The sequence below is a fragment of the Salinigranum salinum genome (assembly GCF_009176545.1).
In the GTDB taxonomy this organism is placed as follows: Archaea; Halobacteriota; Halobacteria; order Halobacteriales; family Haloferacaceae; genus Salinigranum; species Salinigranum salinum.
Genome location: NZ_VTOJ01000001.1, coordinates 85,183 through 105,506, shown reverse-complemented (window position 1 = coordinate 105,506; position 20,324 = coordinate 85,183). Strand labels below are relative to the sequence as shown.

17 protein-coding genes are annotated in these 20,324 nt (G+C 67.8%); 6 read left to right on the top strand and 11 right to left on the bottom strand.

The window, feature by feature from the left end:
* Positions 1–180: 180 nt before the first annotated feature.
* A complete protein-coding gene (locus tag FZP69_RS00455) occupies positions 181–1,245 on the bottom strand; it encodes a Brp/Blh family beta-carotene 15,15'-dioxygenase (RefSeq protein WP_152039437.1) in 1,065 nt (354 codons plus the stop codon).
* Between the two features lie 108 nt (positions 1,246–1,353).
* Here FZP69_RS00455 and FZP69_RS00450 point away from each other — a divergent pair, with 108 nt between their 5' ends.
* A complete protein-coding gene (locus FZP69_RS00450; RefSeq protein WP_152039436.1) occupies positions 1,354–2,889 on the top strand; it encodes a phytoene desaturase family protein in 1,536 nt (511 codons plus the stop codon).
* Between the two features lie 156 nt (positions 2,890–3,045).
* The gene (locus tag FZP69_RS00445; protein WP_152039435.1) at positions 3,046–4,038 is read left to right on the top strand and encodes a sodium:calcium antiporter; all 993 of its coding nucleotides are present in this window, start codon (positions 3,046–3,048) and stop codon (positions 4,036–4,038) included.
* 520 nt (positions 4,039–4,558) lie between these two features.
* Here the strand turns inward: FZP69_RS00445 and FZP69_RS00440 are convergent.
* From FZP69_RS00440 to FZP69_RS00415, 7 genes are all read right to left on the bottom strand, one after another.
* Positions 4,559–5,755 (bottom strand): cation:proton antiporter, encoded by a 1,197-nt coding sequence (locus FZP69_RS00440; protein ID WP_152039434.1) that lies wholly within the window; start codon positions 5,753–5,755, stop codon positions 4,559–4,561.
* A 1-nt stretch (position 5,756) separates the two neighbouring features.
* Positions 5,757–6,254 carry a cation:proton antiporter regulatory subunit gene (locus tag FZP69_RS00435; protein WP_152039433.1) on the bottom strand — a complete coding sequence of 166 codons (498 nt, stop codon included), beginning with the start codon at positions 6,252–6,254 and terminating at the stop codon, positions 5,757–5,759.
* 224 nt (positions 6,255–6,478) lie between these two features.
* Entirely contained in the window at positions 6,479–7,570 is a 1,092-nt protein-coding gene (locus FZP69_RS00430) for an erythromycin esterase family protein (RefSeq protein WP_152039432.1), read from the bottom strand.
* A 24-nt stretch (positions 7,571–7,594) separates the two neighbouring features.
* Positions 7,595–7,744 (bottom strand): hypothetical protein, encoded by a 150-nt coding sequence (locus tag FZP69_RS22215; RefSeq protein ID WP_192918404.1) that lies wholly within the window; start codon positions 7,742–7,744, stop codon positions 7,595–7,597.
* Between the two features lie 156 nt (positions 7,745–7,900).
* On the bottom strand, positions 7,901–8,494 hold the full coding sequence (locus FZP69_RS00425; protein WP_152039431.1) for a dolichol kinase: 594 nt from the start codon (positions 8,492–8,494) through the stop codon (positions 7,901–7,903).
* A 9-nt stretch (positions 8,495–8,503) separates the two neighbouring features.
* Positions 8,504–10,297 carry a glycine--tRNA ligase gene (gene glyS / locus FZP69_RS00420; protein WP_152039430.1) on the bottom strand — a complete coding sequence of 598 codons (1,794 nt, stop codon included), beginning with the start codon at positions 10,295–10,297 and terminating at the stop codon, positions 8,504–8,506.
* Between the two features lie 2 nt (positions 10,298–10,299).
* Positions 10,300–11,145 (bottom strand): CBS domain-containing protein, encoded by an 846-nt coding sequence (locus tag FZP69_RS00415; RefSeq protein WP_152039429.1) that lies wholly within the window; start codon positions 11,143–11,145, stop codon positions 10,300–10,302.
* Between the two features lie 433 nt (positions 11,146–11,578).
* Between FZP69_RS00415 and FZP69_RS22210 the strand changes: the two genes are divergently transcribed.
* The 4 genes from FZP69_RS22210 to FZP69_RS00400 all read left to right on the top strand — a co-directional run bounded on the left by FZP69_RS22210 (position 11,579) and on the right by FZP69_RS00400 (position 16,794).
* Positions 11,579–11,743: a DUF7556 family protein gene (locus FZP69_RS22210; RefSeq protein ID WP_192918403.1), complete on the top strand. Its 165-nt coding sequence runs from the start codon at positions 11,579–11,581 to the stop codon at positions 11,741–11,743.
* 593 nt (positions 11,744–12,336) lie between these two features.
* Positions 12,337–12,756, top strand: a complete 420-nt coding sequence (locus FZP69_RS00410) for a PPC domain-containing DNA-binding protein (protein ID WP_152039428.1) — start codon at positions 12,337–12,339, stop codon at positions 12,754–12,756.
* A 13-nt stretch (positions 12,757–12,769) separates the two neighbouring features.
* Positions 12,770–16,339: a DNA polymerase II large subunit gene (locus FZP69_RS00405; protein WP_152039427.1), complete on the top strand. Its 3,570-nt coding sequence runs from the start codon at positions 12,770–12,772 to the stop codon at positions 16,337–16,339.
* A gap of 140 nt (positions 16,340–16,479) precedes the next feature.
* Complete coding sequence (locus FZP69_RS00400; RefSeq protein WP_152039426.1) at positions 16,480–16,794, top strand: DUF7130 family rubredoxin-like protein; 315 nt, start codon at positions 16,480–16,482, stop codon at positions 16,792–16,794.
* 249 nt (positions 16,795–17,043) lie between these two features.
* Here the strand turns inward: FZP69_RS00400 and FZP69_RS00395 are convergent, their stop codons facing one another.
* The 3 genes from FZP69_RS00395 to FZP69_RS00385 form a co-directional block, all read right to left on the bottom strand.
* Positions 17,044–18,597 (bottom strand): sulfatase, encoded by a 1,554-nt coding sequence (locus FZP69_RS00395; RefSeq protein ID WP_152039425.1) that lies wholly within the window; start codon positions 18,595–18,597, stop codon positions 17,044–17,046.
* Positions 18,598–18,879: 282 nt separating this feature from the next.
* Entirely contained in the window at positions 18,880–19,239 is a 360-nt protein-coding gene (locus FZP69_RS00390; protein ID WP_152039424.1) for a NifU family protein, read from the bottom strand.
* Positions 19,240–19,615: 376 nt separating this feature from the next.
* On the bottom strand, positions 19,616–19,945 hold the full coding sequence (locus tag FZP69_RS00385) for a DUF5783 family protein (RefSeq protein WP_152039423.1): 330 nt from the start codon (positions 19,943–19,945) through the stop codon (positions 19,616–19,618).
* Between the last annotated feature and the right edge of the window lie 379 nt (positions 19,946–20,324).

The following is a 20,324-nucleotide window of genomic DNA, read 5'->3' as shown; positions in this document are numbered from 1 at the left end:
TTTCCGGTGGGGCTCGACGGTTGGAAACCGTACCCGACCGCTCGAACGGGCTAACTGGTGCCGCCACTCGCACGTTCTTTCCGACGGTTCGTCTCCGGCTGCCACCCGCGGACGACGCGGCACGTCTCGGTCCTGCGATCCGCCGGCACTGGTGTTTCGTGGAGCGGCTCTCGACCACCCTTACGGCACGTACCAGATCCCTCGCTCTCGGTCCAGCATCGACCCGACGACGACGTGCGGGAGGGCGACGATGCTGATGAAGACGCTCCAGAACGCGACGGCCCCCGGCAGGAGCGAACTCCCGGCCAGCGGGTTGGGGAACGCCCAGTAGACCGCGGCGAGCACGGAGAAGGTGGCGAGCGCGCCGGCGATCAGGACCAGCCACGCCCGCAGTGCCACGGTCGAGGCCGACTCGCCGCCGACGAGGTCCCAGCCCTCGCCGCCGCCGTCGAAGTCGTCTACCGTCTGGGTCCGCGCGACCTGACGGGCCGAGTACCAGAACGGGAAGTAGAGCCCGACGGCCACGAGGACCGGCACGGCGGCGAAGTACGCCGCGAGGAGGAGCGACTCGCCGGCGTCGACGAGCCACGACCGTCCCCCTCCCCGCAGGTAGCCGAGGCCGACGTGGGTCGCGAGGGCGAGGCCGTACCCTCCGGCGATCAGGGGACGAGTCACGTCGAAGAACGCGGCGTAGGGCGCGAGACCGCCGGGGTCGACGAGGCCGACCATCAGGGCGCTGAACGCGTGGAACGTCTCCGGCCAGAACACGATGGGGACGAGCATCACCGCACCACCGCGCACGGCGACGGCGAGCGCGCGCTGGACGCACGTCTCGAGGTGGTCAGTCCCCGTCGTCGCGTCCATCACGTGGAGGCCGCCGATGCCGCCCTTCGCCATCGCGACACAGAGCGCCAGCGCGAGCCCGGCGACCGGTGCCAGGAGGAAGAGGCCGACGAACCCCGCGATGACGCCGAGGTAGGCGGCGACGTACCGCCAGCGAAACGTCGGCCGCCGCCGTCGGAGGTTCTCGAAGTGTTCGTAGCCGCCGTGCGGGAGATTGAGCGCGACCATTCCCATGAGGTAGACGACCATCTGTGCTTCCAGCGGCACGTCTATCCCGGCGACACCCACGAAGCCGAAGCCGATCGCCAGCGCGACGAGGGCGGCTCGCGACAGCACGAGCGAGGGGTGTGCGTCGGCCTGCCGGTGCCACCGTCGGACCGTCCCGAGGTCTGGCGTGCTCATACGCGTCGTCTCGGTTCTAGGGACGAGCCGTTCATAAACGAGGATTCGCGTTCCAGGGATCTGGGAACGGCTGCCGGTGTCTTATCACCCGGGTCGCTAGTCGCGTCCATGCGTGAGGTCCTGTCCGACGACACGAGCGTCCTGGTCGTCGGCGGCGGCTTCGGCGGCCTGTCGACGGCCGCGTATCTCGCCCGCGCCGGGGCCGACGTCCGACTGCTCGAACGGCACGACCGGGTCGGTGGGCACGCCGGCGTGCTCGAACGAGACGGGTTCCGCTTCGACACGGGACCGTCGTGGTATCTGATGCCGGACGTCTTCGAGCGGTTCTTCGGCCACTTCGACCGCACGCCCGAGGAGTACTACGACCTCGAACGGCTCGACCCGCAGTACCGGGTGTTCTGGAAGGACGGCGACCGCGCGACGGTCGAGCCGAAGCGGCGGAACGTCCACGAGCTGTTCGAGTCGTACGAGCCGGGGGCCGGCGAGGCCCTCGACCGCTACCTCGCGGCCGCCGAGCGGAACTACGAACTGGCCATGGAGCGGGTCGTCTACCCGGGTCGGGACCGCCTCCGCGACTATGTCGACACCGACCTCCTTCCGATGCTCACCCGCGCCCGGCTGTTCGGGAGCATGGACGACTACGTCTCGCGCTACGTCGAACACCCGAAACTCCGCCAGCTCCTCGAGTACACGCTGGTGTTCCTCGGTGGCTCCCCGACGAACACCCCCGCGCTCTACAGCATCATGAGCCACGTCGATCTGAACCAGAACGTGTTCTACCCCGAGGGGGGTATCGCGGGCGTCGTCGACGCGCTCGCGCGAGTGGCCCGCGAGCAGGGCGCGACGATCGAGACGGGCGTCGAGGTGCAGGCCGTCCGCGGCCACCGGGGGGCGTTCACGCTCGAGACCGACGCCGGCGTCGAACACGCCGACGTCGTCGTCAGCAACGCCAACCCGGCGTACACGGAGCGGGAACTCCTCCCGCCCGACGCGCGAGAGCGCTCCCCGCAGGCGTGGGACGACCGGACGTACGCCCCGTCGGCGTTCATGCTGTATCTCGGCGTCGAGGGCGACGTCGACCCGCTCGCCCACCACTCGCTCGTCCTCCCCACCGACTGGTCGGCGCACTTCGAGCGCATCTTCGACCGTCCGGCCTGGCCCGAGGACCCGGCGTACTACCTGTCGGTGGCGTCGAAGACCGACGACGGCGTCGCACCCGACGGCCACCACGCGGTGGTCGTCCTCGTCCCCATCGCGCCCGGTCTCGACGACGGACCCGATATGCGCGACCGCTACCGCGAGTTCGTCCTCGGCGCCCTCGCCGAACGGACGGGCGTGGACCTCCGCGGCCGGATCGTCGTCGAAGAGTCCGCCTGTGTGAGCGAGTTCGCCGACCGCTACGGCGACCCGCAGGGGACGGCGCTCGGACTCGCCCACACCCTCTTCCAGACGGGCCCGTTCCGTCCCGACCGGCGCGCCGGCCCGGACGGACTCTATTACACGGGGGCGTACACGACCCCCGGCATCGGGATGCCAATGTGTCTCGTCAGCGGCGAACGCACCGCCCGCGCGGTCGTCGAGGACGCCCCCGGAACACGTTCGACGGACGCGACCGCGTGGTCTGACGAGACCACGGTTCAGTAGTCGCCGAGCGCGACCAGCTGATCTCGCATCTCGTCGGTCACCTGTCGACCCGCCAGCGACTCGCGGACGTCCGCCGTCGGGTCGTCGAAGGCGGCGTCGACGGGAATCTGTCACCACAAGCGTCAGGTTGGTTCGCGTCGAGCGGTCGACCACACGATGACGACCGCGCCACTGACGCCCGAGCTCCTCGGTTCGTTGCTCCTCGCGGCCGGAGCGCTCGCCGTGCTCGTCAAGGCCGCCGGTGCGACCGTCGACAGCCTCATCGCGCTGGCGCGACACTACGATGTCCCCGACGCCGTCGTCGCCTCGACCCTGGTCGCCGTCGGGACCAGCCTGCCCGAACTCGGCTCGCACTTCGTGGCCTCGTTGGGCATCGTCTCGGGAACGCTGGACCCGGTCGTGGCGAGCGCGACCGTCCTGGGCGGGAACATGGGGTCGTCGACGGTCCAGCAGACGCTCCTCGTCGGCCTCTTCCTCGTGGGGTTCGGCCGCGTCACGCTCTCCGAGGCGTTCCGCCGTGCGACGTACTACCCCATGCTCGCCGCGTTCGGCCTCACGCTCGTCGTCTCGTTCGACGGCCGCGTCTCCCGGCTCGACGGCCTCGCGCTCCTCGTCGCGTTCGCCGTGTACGCCTACTGGACCGTCTCGACGCACGGGAAGACCGAACCGCTCCCGAAATCCGCCAGCACGCGACCGAAACGCGACGCCGCCCGCGCGTTCGTCGGCTTCCTCCTCGTCCTCGCGAGCGCGTTCGTCGTCCTCCGGGTGGTCGACGACCTGGTGGTCACGCTCGGGCTGAACGGGTCGATGGTCGGTGTCGTCACGATCGGGCTCGCGGCCGCGCTCCCGGAACTCACGACGGTCGTCGAGTCGCTCAGACGAAAGACGCCCGAGCTCGCGCTCGGCACCCTCGTCGGCTCGAACGTCGTCAACCCGCTGGTGGGGTTCGGTCTCGGAGGAGCCATCTCGACGTACGCCGTCCCCCCGTCGGTGATCCGGTGGGACCTCCCGTTCAAACTCCTCGTCGGCGTCGCCCTCCTGGTCGTGGCTCGCCGGGAGGGGTGGGTCGTCCGCCGCCGCGAGGGGGCGTGGCTCGTGATCGCGTATTTCGTCTTCGTGAGCGTCCGGTTCCTGCTGTTCGCGGTGTGAGTGGTCTTGTTGTGGGCGATCACCAGCGTCGGACATCGGGACAGTGGCTCGTTCGGGCAATCGAGCGTCGGACATCAGGGCCATACGGCGACGGACACGGTGCGCGACGGAGCCTCTTCCTCCCCAGCCGGTACGGCCGGGACGGAGCCCGGCCGAGGCCCTCGCACGAGTCGCTCACTCGCGGTGCTCGCTCGCTCCCGCGCGCCGACCAGCCCTGCGGTGGCGTGGCCGGGACGACGCCGGTCGTCCCGCCGCGCGAGGGACGAGGAGCGCAACCGCGAACGACGTGAGCGGTGAGCACCGCAGTCGGCTGGGGAGGACGGTGGCTGCTCGCTGCGCACCGCGTCCGTGCGGTCGCGCCCGGTCGTGCCGTCTCTTCGGTCGCCGTCCGCTGCCTGCACCGTCTCTCTCACATCGCTCCACGCGTCTCCCCTCGCCCGTTGGACGCCACGCCGACGTCGACCGTCTCGTCCATCTCGCTCGTTTCGCCCGTCTCCCGTCCGCTGTCCCCGGCTCTGCGCTACTCGCTCACCGTCGAGCCGTCACGGAACACCAGCCGTTCGAGCCGGTCGGATTCGCCCATCAGCACGGTGCCGAGGATGCTCATCACGAGCACGTAGCCGACGGCGAACGCCGGGATGAGCTCGGTCATCACTCGCCCGGTGCCACCCGCCGCGAGCGCCGCGATGACGAGCGAGAACTCCCCTCTCGAGACCATCCCGACTCCGACCCGGAGCGACCGTTTCGGCGGGAGGTCGTAGACGCGCCCGCCGTAGTATCCCGAGACGATTTTCGTTGGCGTGGTGACCACTACCGCGATCGCCAGCGGGACGGCCGCGGCGACGACGAGCCGGGGGTCGGTGTTGACGCCGATCCAGAAGAAGAACACGGCGGCGAACACGTCGCGGATGCCGACGAGCCGCCGCTCGATCCGCTCGCGGTGTTCGGTCGTCGAGAACCCCATCCCGACGAAGAAGGCCGCGACGGCCTCGCTCACGCCGATCGAGAGCGCGAACCCCGCGACCGGGATCAGTACGCCGAGCGTCCGGAGCACGAACGGCTCGGGGGTGTCGACGTCGAGCAGTCGAGTGAAAAAGCGCGTCCCGTACTGGACCACGATCAGGAGCGCACCCAGAAAGCCGAAGGCGATCGCGAGACTCCGTCCGAGCGAGCCGACCCCGTCGCCACCGAGCACCAGCGAGGTGACGATCGCGAGGTAGACGGCGATGACGAGGTCCTCGAAGACGAGCGTCCCCAGGATGGGTTCGGACTCGGCGTTGGCGATCCAGCCGAGGTCGATGAGCGACTTCGTGATGATCGCGCTGGAGGAGATGTAGACGATCCCGCCGAGCAGGAGGGCCTCGACGATCGACCACCCGAGGAGGAGGCCGATGGCGATCCCGACGGGGAGGTTGACGGCGATGTCGATGAGGCCCGAGCGGGTGATGTTCGTCCGCGCGGCGAGCAGGCGGTCGAGGCTGAACTCCAGCCCCAGGAAAAAGAGGAGGAGGACGATCCCGACTTCGGCGAGGAGCGTGAGCGCCTCGCCCGGCAGGACGTACGGAGCCCCGAGCCGCCCGGCGACGAACGGGCTGGCGAGCATGCCGCCGACGACGTACAGCGGGATCACGGAGATCCCGAACCGCGCGCCGATCGCCCCCGCGATGGCGACCGTGACGAACAGTTCGCCGAGTTCTAGCAGGGAGAACTCGACCATCTTACTCCGTCTGGTTCGTGTCTGTCACGACCGACTGGAACGTCCGGCAGGCCTCCCGTGGACCGACCGCCAGAAGCGTGTCGCCGGCCCGAATCTCGGTGTCCCCTCCGGGGTTAGTGATGGTGAGATCGCCCCGCTGGACGATGATCACGTTCGCTCCCGTCTCCTGCCGCAGGTCCGTCTCCCCGAGCGTCTGTCCAGCGAGCGGTGAGTTCTCCGGCACCTCGACCCACTCGATGAGCGTATCGCCCCCCAGCAGCGTCTCGATGCTCCGCGAACGGACCGGCTGGAAGTACGCCCCCTCGAGGATGGTTCCGACCTGTCGGGCGAGCTGGTCGGGGAGCTCGAACAGTTTCTCGGAGTCGGCGTCGGGGTCGGGTCGGCGGAACACCTCGCGCTTGCCCGTGTTGTGGGTCACGACGACGAGCCGCGAACCGTCGCCGAGTTCGATCTCGTGTTTCTTGCCCACGCCGGGGAGGTCGCTCTCGTAGACGGTCATGAGCGGGCTTCGGCCGAGTGGTTAATAAATACTCGCGACTCCCTCGAACTGCTCGAACGCCGACTGTTCGTCGGTCTGCTGCGCACAGAGTGTGGGTTCCGCACTATCCGGTTGTTCGCTTCGGGACGCTCGCTCTGAATGAACCCGGACGTTCGGATCGTATCTGCCGGGCGCGTTTCCTGTCTCCGTCTACCTGCACACAGCGGCACGATACCGGAGACGCGCTATCTCTGGCCTCTGTCCAGGTAGACGAGCGGGGACGTCTCGCGGACGAAGAAGACCCAGTCAAACTCGCTGAGGTCCGAGGGGACGTAGTGGACAGGACTGTCGCCGTCAGGATGACCGCCCCAGATGTTGTGTCGCCCTGGTCGCTTCCGAAGCCACTTCCGGGTCGACGGGGCGTCGTAGAGGCCGTCGATCGACACGTAAAACAGCGGCTCGCCGACCTGCCGAAACACGTCGGGGATCGATGCCGACGGTGGGTCAGGGATAGAGTAGTCGACGACGTCTCCGGTCTCGCCGTCCAGCGCGCTCACTCTCCCGCCACCGAGTTCGAATCCGACCGGACAATAGCTCTCTCCGTACGCGTCGGCGAGCCACTCGCCCATCGATTGCACGTCCACATCCCATCCAGCACCGGCCAGGACGTGTCTGCCGCGGTTGAGATGACTGTTGGCTCCCCAGATGATCACCGGGCTCATCGAGCGACGGTGAATCCACTCGACGTTCTCGGCCATTGTCTCGTCTCGCAGTGCCATCCGCCCCTCATAGTCACGCTCGTGGGCCTTGATCTGGCGGTCGACGAGGTGGAGTCGGTGTCGGACGTGTTCGTACGCCCGGCGCGATATCGCGTCGACCCACGCCGACTCGTTTGCGTCGAACATCGGCTCTAGCGTCGCGTGTACCCGCCGTGCGCATTCGAGCAGCGCCTGGCGCTCGTCGTCGGAGCCGTAACCGCTCGTCGTGGTGTCGAGGTCCTCGTGGAGCGACGCGTCGACATCGGCACCGACCTGCTCCAGATACGGCCCGATCTCGTTGGTCGCAGCCTCGATGATGGTCATATCGAACCCGTAGACGTGGACTCGGTCTTCGGGCGGCCGCGACATGTTGAACGACTGCAGCCACTCGAAGAGCTCGACCATGGTCTCGCTTTTGATCGGATGATAGATGTCTATCTCCGCGACGAGGTGTCGGATGTTGCCCTCGCCAGCGGCGACGAGATCGTCTATCCGGTGCAGCGGATCGAAAGGGGCCTCGAACCCGACTGCCCGAACGCCGAACTCCTCGACGAGGAGGCGGATGAGTCCGAACCGCAAGTCGAAGAACTCCTGGGTGCCATGCTAGGACTCGCCCAGTCCGATGACCGTCGCGTCGTCGAACTGGGAGCGCAACCCATCAGAGAGGTCTTTAGCTGTCAGTTCGCCCGCGTTCGGGATCGCGACAGCGAGTTCCGAGACTGACGAGACGAGCTCGTCGTTCGTTTCAGACATTACGCTATCCACCTGTGTGGAGTGGAATAAGTCCCCTGTGGAGCAGCTCTCCACGTGTGGCGCCCACCACGCACGAGCACGAGAGAACGCTGCGACCGAGACGCGCCCCGTCTGCCGTATTCCGTTCCTCTCAGACGGTCGAGAAACCCGACACGCTCACCGGACCGCCCACAACACGACCCACATCGCCCCGCACGCAACCGGTGGGATCGAGAGGTTGTCGTCGACGACGTAGCCCGCGACGACTGGCTTCACCCCGTCGGCGACGGTCGCGCCCGCCGCGCCCGCGACGCCTGCGGCGACCACGACAGAACGCGGCCCGACGCCCTCTGCGACGAACGCCACGAGCGCGAGCGCGAGACAGACCCCGAACATGGCGAGGAGCGTCGTCACCCGCTTCACCTCGCCGACGCTCCGCGAACCCATCAACCCCGAGATCGGGTCGCCGATGGCGAGCATGAGCATGCCCGAGACCGCCACGGGGGGCGAGAAGACCAGCGCGACGAGGGCCATGCTGTACATGTACAGCGCGTATCCCGCCGGGTTGTCCTGTTCGTAGTCGCGGGTGAGCCGGTCGTAGATGGCCCAGTCGAGACCGACACCGAGTCTGAGGATCTCCAGCACCGTCGCCACCACGGCTCCGACGACGAACAGGCCGACGACTGCGCCCCACGGGAGGAGCCCGACGAGGTACGAAAGCGGCAGGAGGCTCCCGCTGGCGTGGACGAGACGCCGCTGGAGTTCGCTCACGTCTTCTCTCTACGCTTCGGCGCTCGTGGAGACGGCGTCGTACTCGTCGAGGACGTCGTCGAACGTTCGAACGCCACCCCGGAGGTCCAGCAGGACGGAGACGAGGTCGTCGACGGGGACGCGGACCTGTGCGGCCGAGTCGCGCTCGCGGACGGTCACGGAGTCGGGCCCGTCTCCTTCGAGGCCGTCGCGGTCGACCGTCACGCAGAACGGTGTGCCGACCTCGTCCTGCCGGCGGTAGCGCCGGCCGATGCTGCCGGAGTCGTCGTACGCCACCGAAAAGCCGGCCCCACGGAGGTCCGCAGCGACCGTCTCCGCGTGCTCGATCAGGTAGTCCACGTTCGAGACCAGCGGGAAGACGCCCACGTCCGTCGGGGCCACGGTCGGCGAGAGGTCGAGGTACGTCCGCGTCTCGCCGTCGACTTCGTCCTCGCGCATCCCGTGGGCGACGAGGGTGTACACCGTTCTGTCCACGCCGAAGGAGGGCTCGACGACGTGTGGCGTGACGTGTTCGCCGGACTCGGTCTGCTCTTCGATCCGGAAGTTCGCCACCGCCGTGGGGACGGAGTACTCGCTGTCACCGACCTCGACGGTGACTTCCTCCCCCTCGAACGCCGCTGGTTCGCGCTCGGCCAGCCGCTGCAAGGCGTCGGCGACCCCCGCGGCAGCCCCACCGAACTCGGGACCGAGGACGCTCATGTCGGGGTCGACGACGGCCGTCTCGACCGTCTTCGGCTCGTCGTACTGCCGGAAGACGGTGAAGTCGTCGTCGGCGTGTTCGGCGTGTTTCGAGAGGTCGTAGTCGCCCCGGTAGGCGAAGCCGGCGATCTCGATCCAGTCGCCGTCGACCTCCGCCTCGGCGTCCCAGCAGTCGGCGGCGTAGTGAGCGCGCTCGCCCGAGAGGTGCTGGCGGAACCGGAACCGGTCCATGTCCACTCCCACCGACTCGTACCACTCGTAGGCGATGCCGAGGTAGTAGCCGATCCACGCGTTGGCGATCACCCCGTCTTCGACGGCCGCACCGATCGTCGTCTCGACGATCTCCCCGTCGTCTGCGGTCTGTTCGGTCGCGGGGTAGAGCCGCACCTCGATGTCTGCGACGGCGGCGAGCTCCGGTTCGTCGCGTTCGGGGTCGACGAACTGTTCCAGTTCGGCCTGGGTGAACTCCCGCGTGCGGACGAGGCTCTTGCGGGGGGAGATCTCGTTGCGGTAGGCGCGGCCGATCTGGGTGACGCCGAAGGGCAGCCGGTTCCGGGCGTACTCCTTCAGCCGAGGGAATTCGACGAAGATGCCCTGGGCCGTCTCCGGGCGGAGATAGCCCGGCGTCGACGACCCCGGACCGATCGTGGTCTCGAACATGAGGTTGAACTCCTCGACCGCCTCGCCTTTCAGGGGAGTACCGCAGTTCGGACACGCCAGGTCGTGTTCGGCGATCAGCGCCTCGACCTCTTCGATGGGCATGGATTCGGCCTCCTCGATGCCCGTCGAGTCCTCGATCAGGTGGTCGGCGCGGTGGGACTCCCCACAGCCGGGACACTCGACGAGCATGTCGTCGAAGCCGTCGAGGTGGCCCGACGCCTCGAAGACGGGTTCGGGCATCACCGTGGGCCCGTCGATCTCGAGGTTACCCTCCTGGACGGCGAAGCGCTCGCGCCAGGCGTCCTCGACGTTGCGTTTGAGCGAGGCGCCCTGCGGGCCGTACGTGTAGAAGCCACCCACCCCGCCGTAGGCACCGGCAGCACCGAAGAAGAAGCCACGCCGCTTGGCGAGTTCGGCGATCTTCTCGCCCTCGGACGCCGGCATCGTCAGAGCGCCTCCAGCAGATTGATGTCTCTCACGACGCCGACGAGTTCGTCGCCGCTCACGAGCGGGATCTGCTCGATGTCGTTCGAGATCATCATCTTCGCGGCGTCGTTCGCCGTGCGCGTCCGCGAGACGGTCACGAGGTCGGTCGTCATGAACGTCTCGACCGGCTCGGCGGGGATCTCGACGTTCCGGGTCGGGATGTAGCGGTTGCCGACCGCCTTGATCCCCTCCCACATCCAGTCGTTGTCCTGGTTGGCGATGGAGTCGCCCGTGTCGTCCTCGCCCTCGACCACGCGCGCGACCTCGATGATGTCGACCTCCGTGAGGATGCCGCACATCCGGCCGTCGTCGTCGAGCACCACGGCGTAGGGGACGTTGGCGTAGTAGAGCTCGCGCTCGGCCACCGTCAGGGGGGTGCCGACGTAGGTCGTGTTGACGTCCTTCGCCGCCAGCTCACCGACCGCGGCGTCACCGTCGGCCTCCCCGCTGGCGATGGCGTGGACGACGTCGGTCACGGTGATGATGCCGACGAGCTCTCCGTCGACGACGGGGACGCGCCGCGTCCCGGCGTCGACCATCAGCTTGGCGACCTCTTCGACCGTCGCCTCGGGCGACGTCGTCGGGACCTCCCGGAGCAAGAGCGCGAGCTGGTCCTCGTCCGGGTGTTCGATGAGATCCTCCCGGGAGATGAGCCCGCGGTACTCCTCCCCGTCGTCGGTCTGCTTGATCACGGGAACCGAGGAGAAGCCACGTTCCTGGAGGTAGGTCAGAACGTCGTCACGGGTGCCGGGCAGTTCCACCGTGACCACCTCCGACCGTGGAGTCATCGCGTCGGCTACGTTCATACCCCCGCTTACAGGCCCCCTCCTCTTGTACTCTGCGAAGCGATATGCCTCTGCTACAGACCGAGACCCGCCCGGTTCGGCTTTCGCGCCGACGGGGTCGTCTCGCTGCACCCCACCGATCGATCTGCACCCCACCGATCGATCGGGTGTCTCGACCGTCGCTCCCGTGTCGGCGCATCCGGTGGCTGGTGTCCGTCGACCAGGTGGAGCGGACCGGTTCACGTTCCACCCACCGTGCCTCGTCGTCCGGCCGACCGATCACCGCCTCACCCCGGGCGAAATAGACGAGTAGCCGAGTACACCGTAAATTTGTTTAGATTCAGATAAAGCTTCGATAGATATACGAGTGCTTGTCTGGAAACTCGTCCCCGTTTGGGCAGATTCTACTCGATACATCGACGCGTTTATATGTGAGTGTCACCTCGTACCAAACATGACGGATGCGACCACTCCCGTCGACGCCTCGAGCACCGAGGTCATGGCCTCGGTGGACTCTGCCCCCGGTCGGTCGCAGTTCATTATCGCGGACGTAACCTGCGACGACGCGTGGATGGCAGTCCGACTCGAGGAGGCATCGGCGCTTCCGGAGTGGCGCTGAACCCCCACCTTTTTCGGGGCTCGACACGCGGCGGAGCCGCGGTCGAGCCAGAAAAAGCTGGACCAAAAACTTCCGACCCTGGTGTCGGCTGTGGATGGAGTCGGTAGGGTCGGCTGTGGGTGGGTTCCCCGCACTGTCGCCGGTCCGTGGCCGGTGACTCGCTCGGGGGTCGGTGTCGCGGCCGGCGGCAGAGTTCGCACGACGGTTCACGCCGACTCGATCGGGTTTCGTCCTCCACAGCGTTTCCTACACGACGTGGTCACCGACGTCGTCGGCGTCACCTCGCTCGGAGACGCCGGCGTGGTCGACGCACTGTTCTGATCCCTCGACCTCACGGCACCGAACTGCACGTCGGCGTCGCCGACGAGACTGCGCGAGTCGCTCGCGCGACGCGCCGGGGCCGACGAGGTGGCAAGCCACGAGGGAGGTGAGCGGGACGCAGGTCCTCGACGCGCTGTGACTGGGGATCGCCCGTGGTCGGGCGACGCTTACCGTCCTCGCGTGCGACCGGCCAGGGAAGCGGGCCGTCTCCGACCCCATCACCGACTCCGCGAGCGTCAAGACTTTTGCCCTCACCCCGTCACCCTGTCAGCATGAACTACCGGGAGGTCACCCCGACGCGCGAGTTCCTCTGTTCGCTCGAGCACGGGAGCGACTGGCGCGAGGAGATCGAGGAGTTCGCCGCGCGCGAGGGGATCGAGTCGGCGTGGTTCACCGCGATGGGTGCCGTCCAGGACGCCGAGATCTGGTTCTACGACCAGACGGAGACGGAGTACCAGTCCGTCCGGTTCGACGAGCCACTCGAGGTCGCCGCCTGCGTCGGCAACGTCGCGCTCCTCGACGGCGAACCGTTCGCCCACACGCACGCGGTGTTCTCGCGCCCCTCGGGACAGTCGCTCGCGGGCCACCTCAACGCCGGCACGGTCTTCGCCGGCGAGGTGTACCTCCGGGCGTTCGAGGAGCCGCTCGAGCGCGAACACGACGCGGTGACCGACCTGGACCTCTGGCTGTGAGCGGAGTGGACGGATGAGAGCCGAAGACGAACGCTACTTCGAGCGCATCGAGTCCCGGCTCGACGAGGCGTTCGAGCGCGCCGAGGCGGCCCGGTCGCAGGGGTGGGATCCGCAGGTCGACGTCGAGATCCCCGTCGCGAAGGACATGGCCGACCGCGTCGAGAACATCCTCGAGATCTCCGGCGTGGCCGAGCGCGTCCGCGAGCTCGAAGCGGAGATGTCCCGCGAGGAGGCCGCGCTGGCGCTCGTCACCGACTTCGTCGAGGGAAGCGTGGGGGAGTACGAATCCAAAGCAGGGAAGATCGAGGGGGCCGTCCGGACGGCGGTGGCGCTCCTCACGGAGGGGGTCGTCGCCGCACCGATCGAGGGGATCGACCGGGTCGAGGTGTTGAACAACGACGACGGCTCCGAGTTCGTCAACGTCTACTACGCCGGTCCCATCCGCTCGGCGGGCGGCACCGCCCAGGCGCTCTCGGTGCTCGTGGCCGACTACGCCCGGACGCTCCTCGACATCGACGAGTACAAGGCCCGCACCGAGGAGGTCGAACGCTACGTCGAGGAGGTCACCCTCTACGACAAGGACACAGGGCTGCAGTACTCGCCGAAGGACAAGGAGACGCGCTTCATCGCGCGCAACATGCCGATCATGCTCGACGGCGAGGCGACGGGCGACGAGGAGGTTTCGGGGTATCGAGACCTCGAGCGCGTCGACACCAACAACCCCCGCGGCGGGATGTGTCTCGTCCTGGCGGAGGGGATCGCGCTGAAAGCGCCGAAGATCCAGCGCTACACCCGCAAACTCGACGAGGTCGACTGGCCGTGGCTGCAGGACCTCATCGACGGCACCATCGGCGACGACGACGCGGAGCCCGACTCGGCGGAGGCCGACCCCGACGATGCGACCGACGACGACCACGCGGCCGACGACGAACCGGCGGGTCCGCCCCGGGTCGAACCCGCGACGAAGTTCCTCCGCGACCTCATCGCCGGCCGTCCGGTCTTCGGGCATCCGTCCATGTCCGGTGGGTTCCGCCTCCGGTACGGTCGCGCCCGCAACCACGGCTTCGCCACTGCAGGCGTCCACCCCGCGACGATGCACCTCGTCGACGACTTCCTCGCGACCGGCACGCAGATCAAGACCGAACGGCCGGGCAAGGCTGCCGGTGTCGTCCCGGTCGACTCCATCGAAGGACCGACCGTGCGACTGGCGAACGGCGACGTCCGCCGCATCGACGACCCCGCCGAGGCGCTCGCGATCAGAAACGGTGTCGAGGCCATCCTCGACCTCGGCGAATACCTCGTCAACTACGGCGAGTTCGTCGAGAACAACCACCCGCTCGCACCCGCCTCCTACACCGTGGAGTGGTGGCGACAGGACTTCGCCCACGCGGGCGGGGACCTCCAGGCGCTCGAGGACGACCCGCACGTCGACCTCGCGAACCCCACGGAGGCGGAGGCGTTCGCGTGGGCGACCGACTACGACTGCCCACTCCACCCGGCGTACACGTATCTGTGGCACGACGTCTCCGTCGAGGAGTTCGAGGCGCTCGCCGACGCCGTCGACGCCGGCCACGTCGAATCGACGAGCGCGGACGACGCGGCGACGACCGACGGTGGCGTCGCCCTCCAGCCGGACGGAACCGACCTCGGCGGCGTGCTCGTCCTCCCGCGCACGGAGTCGACGACGCGGGTGTTCGAGTCGCTCCTCGTCGAACACCGACAGACCGACGAGGAACTCCGCGTGCCGACGTGGGGGCTGTTCGTCCGGTCGCTGGGCTTCTCGCCCGACCTGGAGCGGACCTGGGAGACGCTCTCGGCCGAGGCCCGGACGTGGGCCGACGGCGACAACGCGGTCGCGGCGGTCAACGAGGTGGCTCCCTTCCGGATCCGCGAGCGGGCACCGACCCGCATCGGTGCCCGGATGGGCCGTCCCGAGAAGTCGGAGAGCCGCGACCTCTCGCCGGCGGTCCACACGCTGTTCCCGATCTCGGAGGCGGGCGGCAGTCAGCGCGACGTGAGCGCCGCGGCACGGAAACGGAGCGACGACGGCCGCCGCGGTCGCGTCGACGTCCAGCTCGGCCGTCGGCTGTGTCCGGGCTGTGGGGGGCACACGTACAAGTCGCGCTGTCCCGAGTGCGCGACCCACACGGAGCCACACTACGAGTGTGACGACTGCGGACAGGTCGTTGAACCCGACGACGCCGGGCGGGTCCACTGCACCCGGTGCGACCGCGACGTCACCGCGGCCGGGTGGCAGTCGGTCGCGCTCAAAAAAGAACTCGACGCGGCGCTCGCGGACGTCGGCGAGCGCGAGTCGTCGTTCGACATCCTCAAGGGTGTCAAGGGGTTGATGTCGTCGAACAAGACGCCCGAACCCATCCAGAAGGGCGTCCTCCGGGCGAAACACGGTGTCACCTCGTTCAAGGACGGCACCGTCCGCTACGACATGACGGACCTGCCCGTCACGGCCGTCCGCCCCGCCGAACTGGACGTCTCGGCCGCCGACCTGCGCGAACTGGGTTACGAGACGGACGTCGACGGCGATCCGCTCCGGTTCGACGACCAGCTGGTCGAGCTGAAGGTGCAGGATGTCGTCCTCTCCGACGGCGCGGCCGAGCACATGCTCAAGACCGCCGACTTCGTCGACGACCTCCTCACGAAGTTCTACGACCTCCCGCCGTTCTACGGGGTCGACGAGCGCGAGGACCTCGTCGGCGAACTCGTCTTCGGGATGGCTCCTCACACTTCTGCGGCCGTCGTCGGCCGCGTCGTCGGCTTCACCTCGGCGGCGGTGGGATACGCCCACCCGTACTTCCACGCGGCGAAGCGGCGGAACTGCGACGGCGACGAGGACTGCGTCATGCTCCTCATGGACGGTCTGCTCAACTTCTCGAAGGAGTTCCTCCCCGACAAGCGTGGGGGGAGCATGGACGCCCCGCTCGTGATGTCCTCGCGCATCGACCCGACCGAGATCGACGACGAGGCGCACAACGTCGACATCGTCCGCGAGTATCCCCGGGAGTTCTACCTCGCCTCGCTGGAGCTGGCCGACCCCGAGTCCGTCGACATCACGATCGCCGAGGAGACGCTCGACACCGACCACGAGTACCACGGCTTCGAACACAGCCACGACACCTCGAACATCGCCCTGGGGCCGGACCTCTCGGCGTACAAGACGCTCGGCTCGATGATGGAGAAGATGGACGCCCAGCTCGAACTCGCGCGGAAGCTCCGTGCGGTCGACGAGACCGACGTCGCCGAGCGCGTCATCGAGTACCACTTCCTCCCCGATCTGATCGGTAATTTGCGTGCGTTCTCGAGACAGGAGACGCGCTGTCTCGACTGCGGCACGAAGTACCGGCGCGTGCCGCTGACGGGGGACTGCCGCGACTGTGGCGGCCGCGTGAACCTCACGGTCCACCAGGGGTCCGTGAACAAGTACATGGAGCCGGCGATCAGAGTCGCCGAGGAGTACGACTGCCGACCGTACACGAAACAGCGCCTCGAGGTGCTGAAGAAGTCCATCGAGAGCGTCTTCGAGAACGACAAGAACAAACAGAGCGGGATCGCGGACTTCATGTAAGACCCGACCGCCTCACGCTGGACGGGCGGCGCGCCCGTCGCCCGCTCACGGCGGCCCGCCGTCGGTCGACGACCGCGGTTCTCCAGTCAGCGTGACAGAAGATACCACGGTTTTTGTCGTCAGCGGTCCTATAACTACGCATGTCCGAGAAGTCAGCGTCCGAACCGACCGACGACGCGATCGTCGACGTCGAGATCGGCACGACGGTGTACGACGAGGCGGGCAACGAACTCGGGACCGTCCGTGGACTGGACGACGTCGGCTTCTACGTCCGTTCGGTCGAAGGCACGGGACGGGTCGGTCTCGACGAGGCGCGCGACGTCTTCGGCAAGGCGTACGTGATGTGGCGCTGCTGGGAGTGTGGCGAGATGGGTCGTCTGGAGGGCGACCTCCCCGACTCGTGTCCCGCGTGCGGTGCCGCCCGAGAGGAACTGTACTACTGGGCCGAGGACTGATCGACGACTAACTTCGACACTCGAAGTGTGCTCGGGCTCGACAATTGGTCCGGCACTGCACTGTCACCACCTGTCTTCGACACGGGAGTCGTCGTCTTCGTCGCAGCGGCCTTCGATGCCCGTTTCGTGGCTCAGAGTCCAACGATTCGAATTGTGACACGAGGGAGAGATCCCGGTTCGGACCGGTCCAGCGGTCTGCCTCGTCGATCCTTCGACGGTTCGAGCGGCTCGTTCGGCCACCCATAGCCGTTATTCGAGGTAGCCCAGGTCGCGCAGGCGGTCCTGTGCCTCGTCGTCCATCTCCGCGACCGTGTCGTCGCGCACTTCGTCGTCCAGCGCGTCGGTCCACGCCCCGCCGACGTCCTCCTCGAACCGGCGGAGCGCCGCTTCGGTCGCCGCCACGAGTTCGTCGTCGTCGTCGATCTGATCGGTCTCGCCGGGATCGCGGTCGAGGCGGTAGGCCTCGTCCGGGATGCGGTCGATGCGGACGTACTTCGCGTCCGGGCGGCGGGCCGCTCGCATCCGCGAGTAGAAGCGCGACTCGCTGGGGAGGGAGATGCCCGCGTCGGCGGCTTTCTCCTCCAGTTGCTTGAGTTCGACCACGGGCCTCGAATACTCGACGAAGGCGTACTCTCCGCCGGGAGCCGCACGCTGTCCGGGGTCGGGGGTCGCGAGCCCGTCGAACCGACGGTACGACTCCGACAGCAGCGAGCGCGTCCGGTCGAGCGACACCACCTCGTCGCCCGTGCTGACCGGCGTCGCTCCTTCGACGCCGAGCGCGTCGAGCACGGTGTGGTACATGTCCACGAGTTCCACTTGGTCGTCGCGCCGGCCGACGTCGAGCGCCGGGTGTTTGATCATGAGGGGGACGTTGATCAGGGGGTCGTAGAGACAGAACTCGTGACCGTAGAGGTCGTGCTCGCCGTGGAGTTCGCCGTGGTCGGCGCAGACGACGACCATCGTATCCTCCCACTCGCCCTCCCGTTCGAGAAAGTCGAACAGGCGAGTGAGTTCGGCGTCGATGTGGGCGATCTCTGCGTCGTACAACGCCCGGATGTCCGCCCACTCCTCGTCGGAGATGTCGCGTGCGCCGGAGTTGTACTCCTTGGAGTTCTGACACACCTCGGTCGAATCCACTCCGGGAGCGAACTCCGCGGCGAACTCCTCGGGCGGGTGGTACGGGAGGTGGGCGTCCATCAGGTTGATGAACGCGAACCAGCCGGACTCCGACTGCGAGTCGGCGACGAACTCCTGTGTCCGGTCGATCACAGCGGGCGTCTTCGAGTCCGCCCCCTCGCCGCCGGCCAGGTACTCGTGTGCGGTGTTGCCGATGCTGACGAGTTTGTCGGCGATGGCGCGCAGGCGTTCGTTGTCGTTGAGCGTCTGCCACGCCTTCGCCAGCGGGCCCGAGAGGAACTCGCCCGGCATCACCTCGAAGAAGTTGTCCTGGTCGTCGAAGCCGTCCGTGAGGTGGGTGTAGGGGGTGATCCACGCGTTCGACGAGTAACAGGCCGTGTCGTACCCTTCCTCCGACAGGGTCTGCGCCAGCGTCGTCACGCCGTCGAGGTAGGGGTTCTCCTGGTCGGCCCCGTGCTGACTCGGGTACATGCCGGTGAAGATCGACGCGTGCACCGGCAGCGTCCACGGTGCGGGGGCGACGCACTGCTCGAAGACGGTCGCTTCGGCCGCGAACGCCTCTAGCCCGGGTGTCGTCGGCCGGTCGTAGCCGTAGGGCGTGAGCCGGTCCTTCCGGACCGTGTCCATCACCACGAAGAGGACGTTCGTGGGCGACTCGGTTGGCATGTCGACCCTTCCGCGCTCCGGAGAATAAAACCCCGCCGTTCACCGCCGCCCGCGTTCGAGCACGTGACGTTCGGACGGCGTGACTCCGGGCGGTGTCTCGAGTCGAGCGGTCTCTCCGAGCACTCACGGCGACGGTCCACCGATTTCGTATCGCGACATACAGTTTACGGCTGGATCGGATCGGATCACGGCATCGGCCGTAACCATGCGTCTCGACTGACGAATCGGCAGAATCGGATCGAAACGGTCGCGTCGCTCGCGAAAAGAGCAGCTATCGCGCCGTCAGAACGGCGCCTGCGGGCCTTCGTCGCTGTCGGAGTCCTCGGCGGTGTCGCCGGGGAACGAGGGCGACATCCCGCCGCCGTGGCCACCGCCGCCGCTCATCCCGGTGTCGGCGTGGACGACCTCGATCTCGGGGATCTCCTTCACCATGCGGCTCTTGATCGCCTGGATGGTCATCGGGGAGATGCCACAGCCGGAGCAGGCACCGCCGAGCATGATGGTGACCTCACCCGTCTCACGGTCGAGGTTCTGGATCGCGGCGCTGCCGCCGTGCATCTGGATCTGCGGGAAGTTCCGGCGCAGGAAGTTCGACACCCGCTCTTTCAGGTCGTCGTCGGCCTCTTGGGCGTCCGTGCTCATGCGAGGAGGTAGGAAACGGCGGTGCTTATGCCTTTGGTTCACGCGTCCGGGTCGGCCCCCATCCGGGGACCCGGTGGTGTGTCGACGCGACCACTTCACGCGGAGACCGCCGGACGGTGGACGCCGAGCGGTGCGCGACCGGTTCGAGTGGCGTCCCGAACTGTCCCACCGCGCGTGGCACGCCGGCGTCGAACCCACCGACTCCCCTCCCACCGGCCGGCCCGTACGGCTGTGGAGGCACGAAGCTGCTCGGTGCGCACCGGGGACCGCGCGGTCGCTCCTGTCGGTCGCCGTTCGCCGCTTTCGGCCCCCTGTTCCTCACGCTGCCGGGTCGCTGTTCGTCACACCAAGCGGACGCTCACACCACCGATCCGACTCACTCCTCGCGGTCGACGCCCAGCATCCGGTAGAGTTCGTCCTCGATCGCGGCCGTGTAGTCGTCGAGCGCCGCGCTGAGCGTCTCCTCGTCGACCGGGACGCCGCTCCCCTCGAGCCGTTTCGCGGGGTCGTCGGGGAGTTCCACTCGAAACGTTCCGTCCTCGTAGAACGGTTCGGACTCGTTGAGAACGCGCTGGTCGATGGCGTGCACCAGATCCGAGTCGTACGACTCCCGCATCGTCTCGAAGGCGTTCTTGTACGCCCGCTGGAGCTCGGCGAAGTAGTTCGCGTACTTGTCCTCGAACTTCTCGGGGTCGAACGCGGCCATAGCCGCTGTTCTCGGGACAGAAACAAAAGTGAGCCGATACCCGGTCGCTCGGTCCGTCGATTTTCCCGTCTGGACTGGTCCCGGGGAGCAGCTGTCATAAACCATCGATCGCGATATCAAACCGCTCCCGGGCCACGCCTGGGGTCGGATTGTGACTCGTCTCCTCCCGTTGCCGCCCTCTTCGGTCCGTGGGACGGACACCCGAGATCGAGTAATGGCACTCTCCGCGCACGCTCCCCGAAGTCGTGCTTTCGGCACCCGAACGGTGGCGCGCTGGCGCGAGGAACGGTCTACGGAGGAACGGCCACGAGCCGTCTGCTGTCGCGATCCACCGAGAGCGCGATCGATCTGGTCAGGCGTCGGGCGTCGCGCGGCCCCT

What these genes read in the sequence shown, in the direction of transcription:
- FZP69_RS00455 (WP_152039437.1), bottom strand. Translation starts at nt 1,245, where the DNA reads ATGAGCACGCCAGACCTCGGGACGGTCCGACGGTGGCACCGGCAGGCC.
- FZP69_RS00450 (WP_152039436.1), top strand. Translation starts at nt 1,354, where the DNA reads ATGCGTGAGGTCCTGTCCGACGACACGAGCGTCCTGGTCGTCGGCGGC.
- FZP69_RS00445 (WP_152039435.1), top strand. Translation starts at nt 3,046, where the DNA reads ATGACGACCGCGCCACTGACGCCCGAGCTCCTCGGTTCGTTGCTCCTC.
- FZP69_RS00440 (WP_152039434.1), bottom strand. Translation starts at nt 5,755, where the DNA reads ATGGTCGAGTTCTCCCTGCTAGAACTCGGCGAACTGTTCGTCACGGTC.
- FZP69_RS00435 (WP_152039433.1), bottom strand. Translation starts at nt 6,254, where the DNA reads ATGACCGTCTACGAGAGCGACCTCCCCGGCGTGGGCAAGAAACACGAG.
- FZP69_RS22215 (WP_192918404.1), bottom strand. Translation starts at nt 7,744, where the DNA reads ATGTCTGAAACGAACGACGAGCTCGTCTCGTCAGTCTCGGAACTCGCT.
- glyS (WP_152039430.1), bottom strand. Translation starts at nt 10,297, where the DNA reads ATGCCGGCGTCCGAGGGCGAGAAGATCGCCGAACTCGCCAAGCGGCGT.
- FZP69_RS00415 (WP_152039429.1), bottom strand. Translation starts at nt 11,145, where the DNA reads ATGAACGTAGCCGACGCGATGACTCCACGGTCGGAGGTGGTCACGGTG.
- FZP69_RS22210 (WP_192918403.1), top strand. Translation starts at nt 11,579, where the DNA reads ATGACGGATGCGACCACTCCCGTCGACGCCTCGAGCACCGAGGTCATG.
- FZP69_RS00410 (WP_152039428.1), top strand. Translation starts at nt 12,337, where the DNA reads ATGAACTACCGGGAGGTCACCCCGACGCGCGAGTTCCTCTGTTCGCTC.
- FZP69_RS00405 (WP_152039427.1), top strand. Translation starts at nt 12,770, where the DNA reads ATGAGAGCCGAAGACGAACGCTACTTCGAGCGCATCGAGTCCCGGCTC.
- FZP69_RS00400 (WP_152039426.1), top strand. Translation starts at nt 16,480, where the DNA reads ATGTCCGAGAAGTCAGCGTCCGAACCGACCGACGACGCGATCGTCGAC.
- FZP69_RS00395 (WP_152039425.1), bottom strand. Translation starts at nt 18,597, where the DNA reads ATGCCAACCGAGTCGCCCACGAACGTCCTCTTCGTGGTGATGGACACG.
- FZP69_RS00390 (WP_152039424.1), bottom strand. Translation starts at nt 19,239, where the DNA reads ATGAGCACGGACGCCCAAGAGGCCGACGACGACCTGAAAGAGCGGGTG.
- FZP69_RS00385 (WP_152039423.1), bottom strand. Translation starts at nt 19,945, where the DNA reads ATGGCCGCGTTCGACCCCGAGAAGTTCGAGGACAAGTACGCGAACTAC.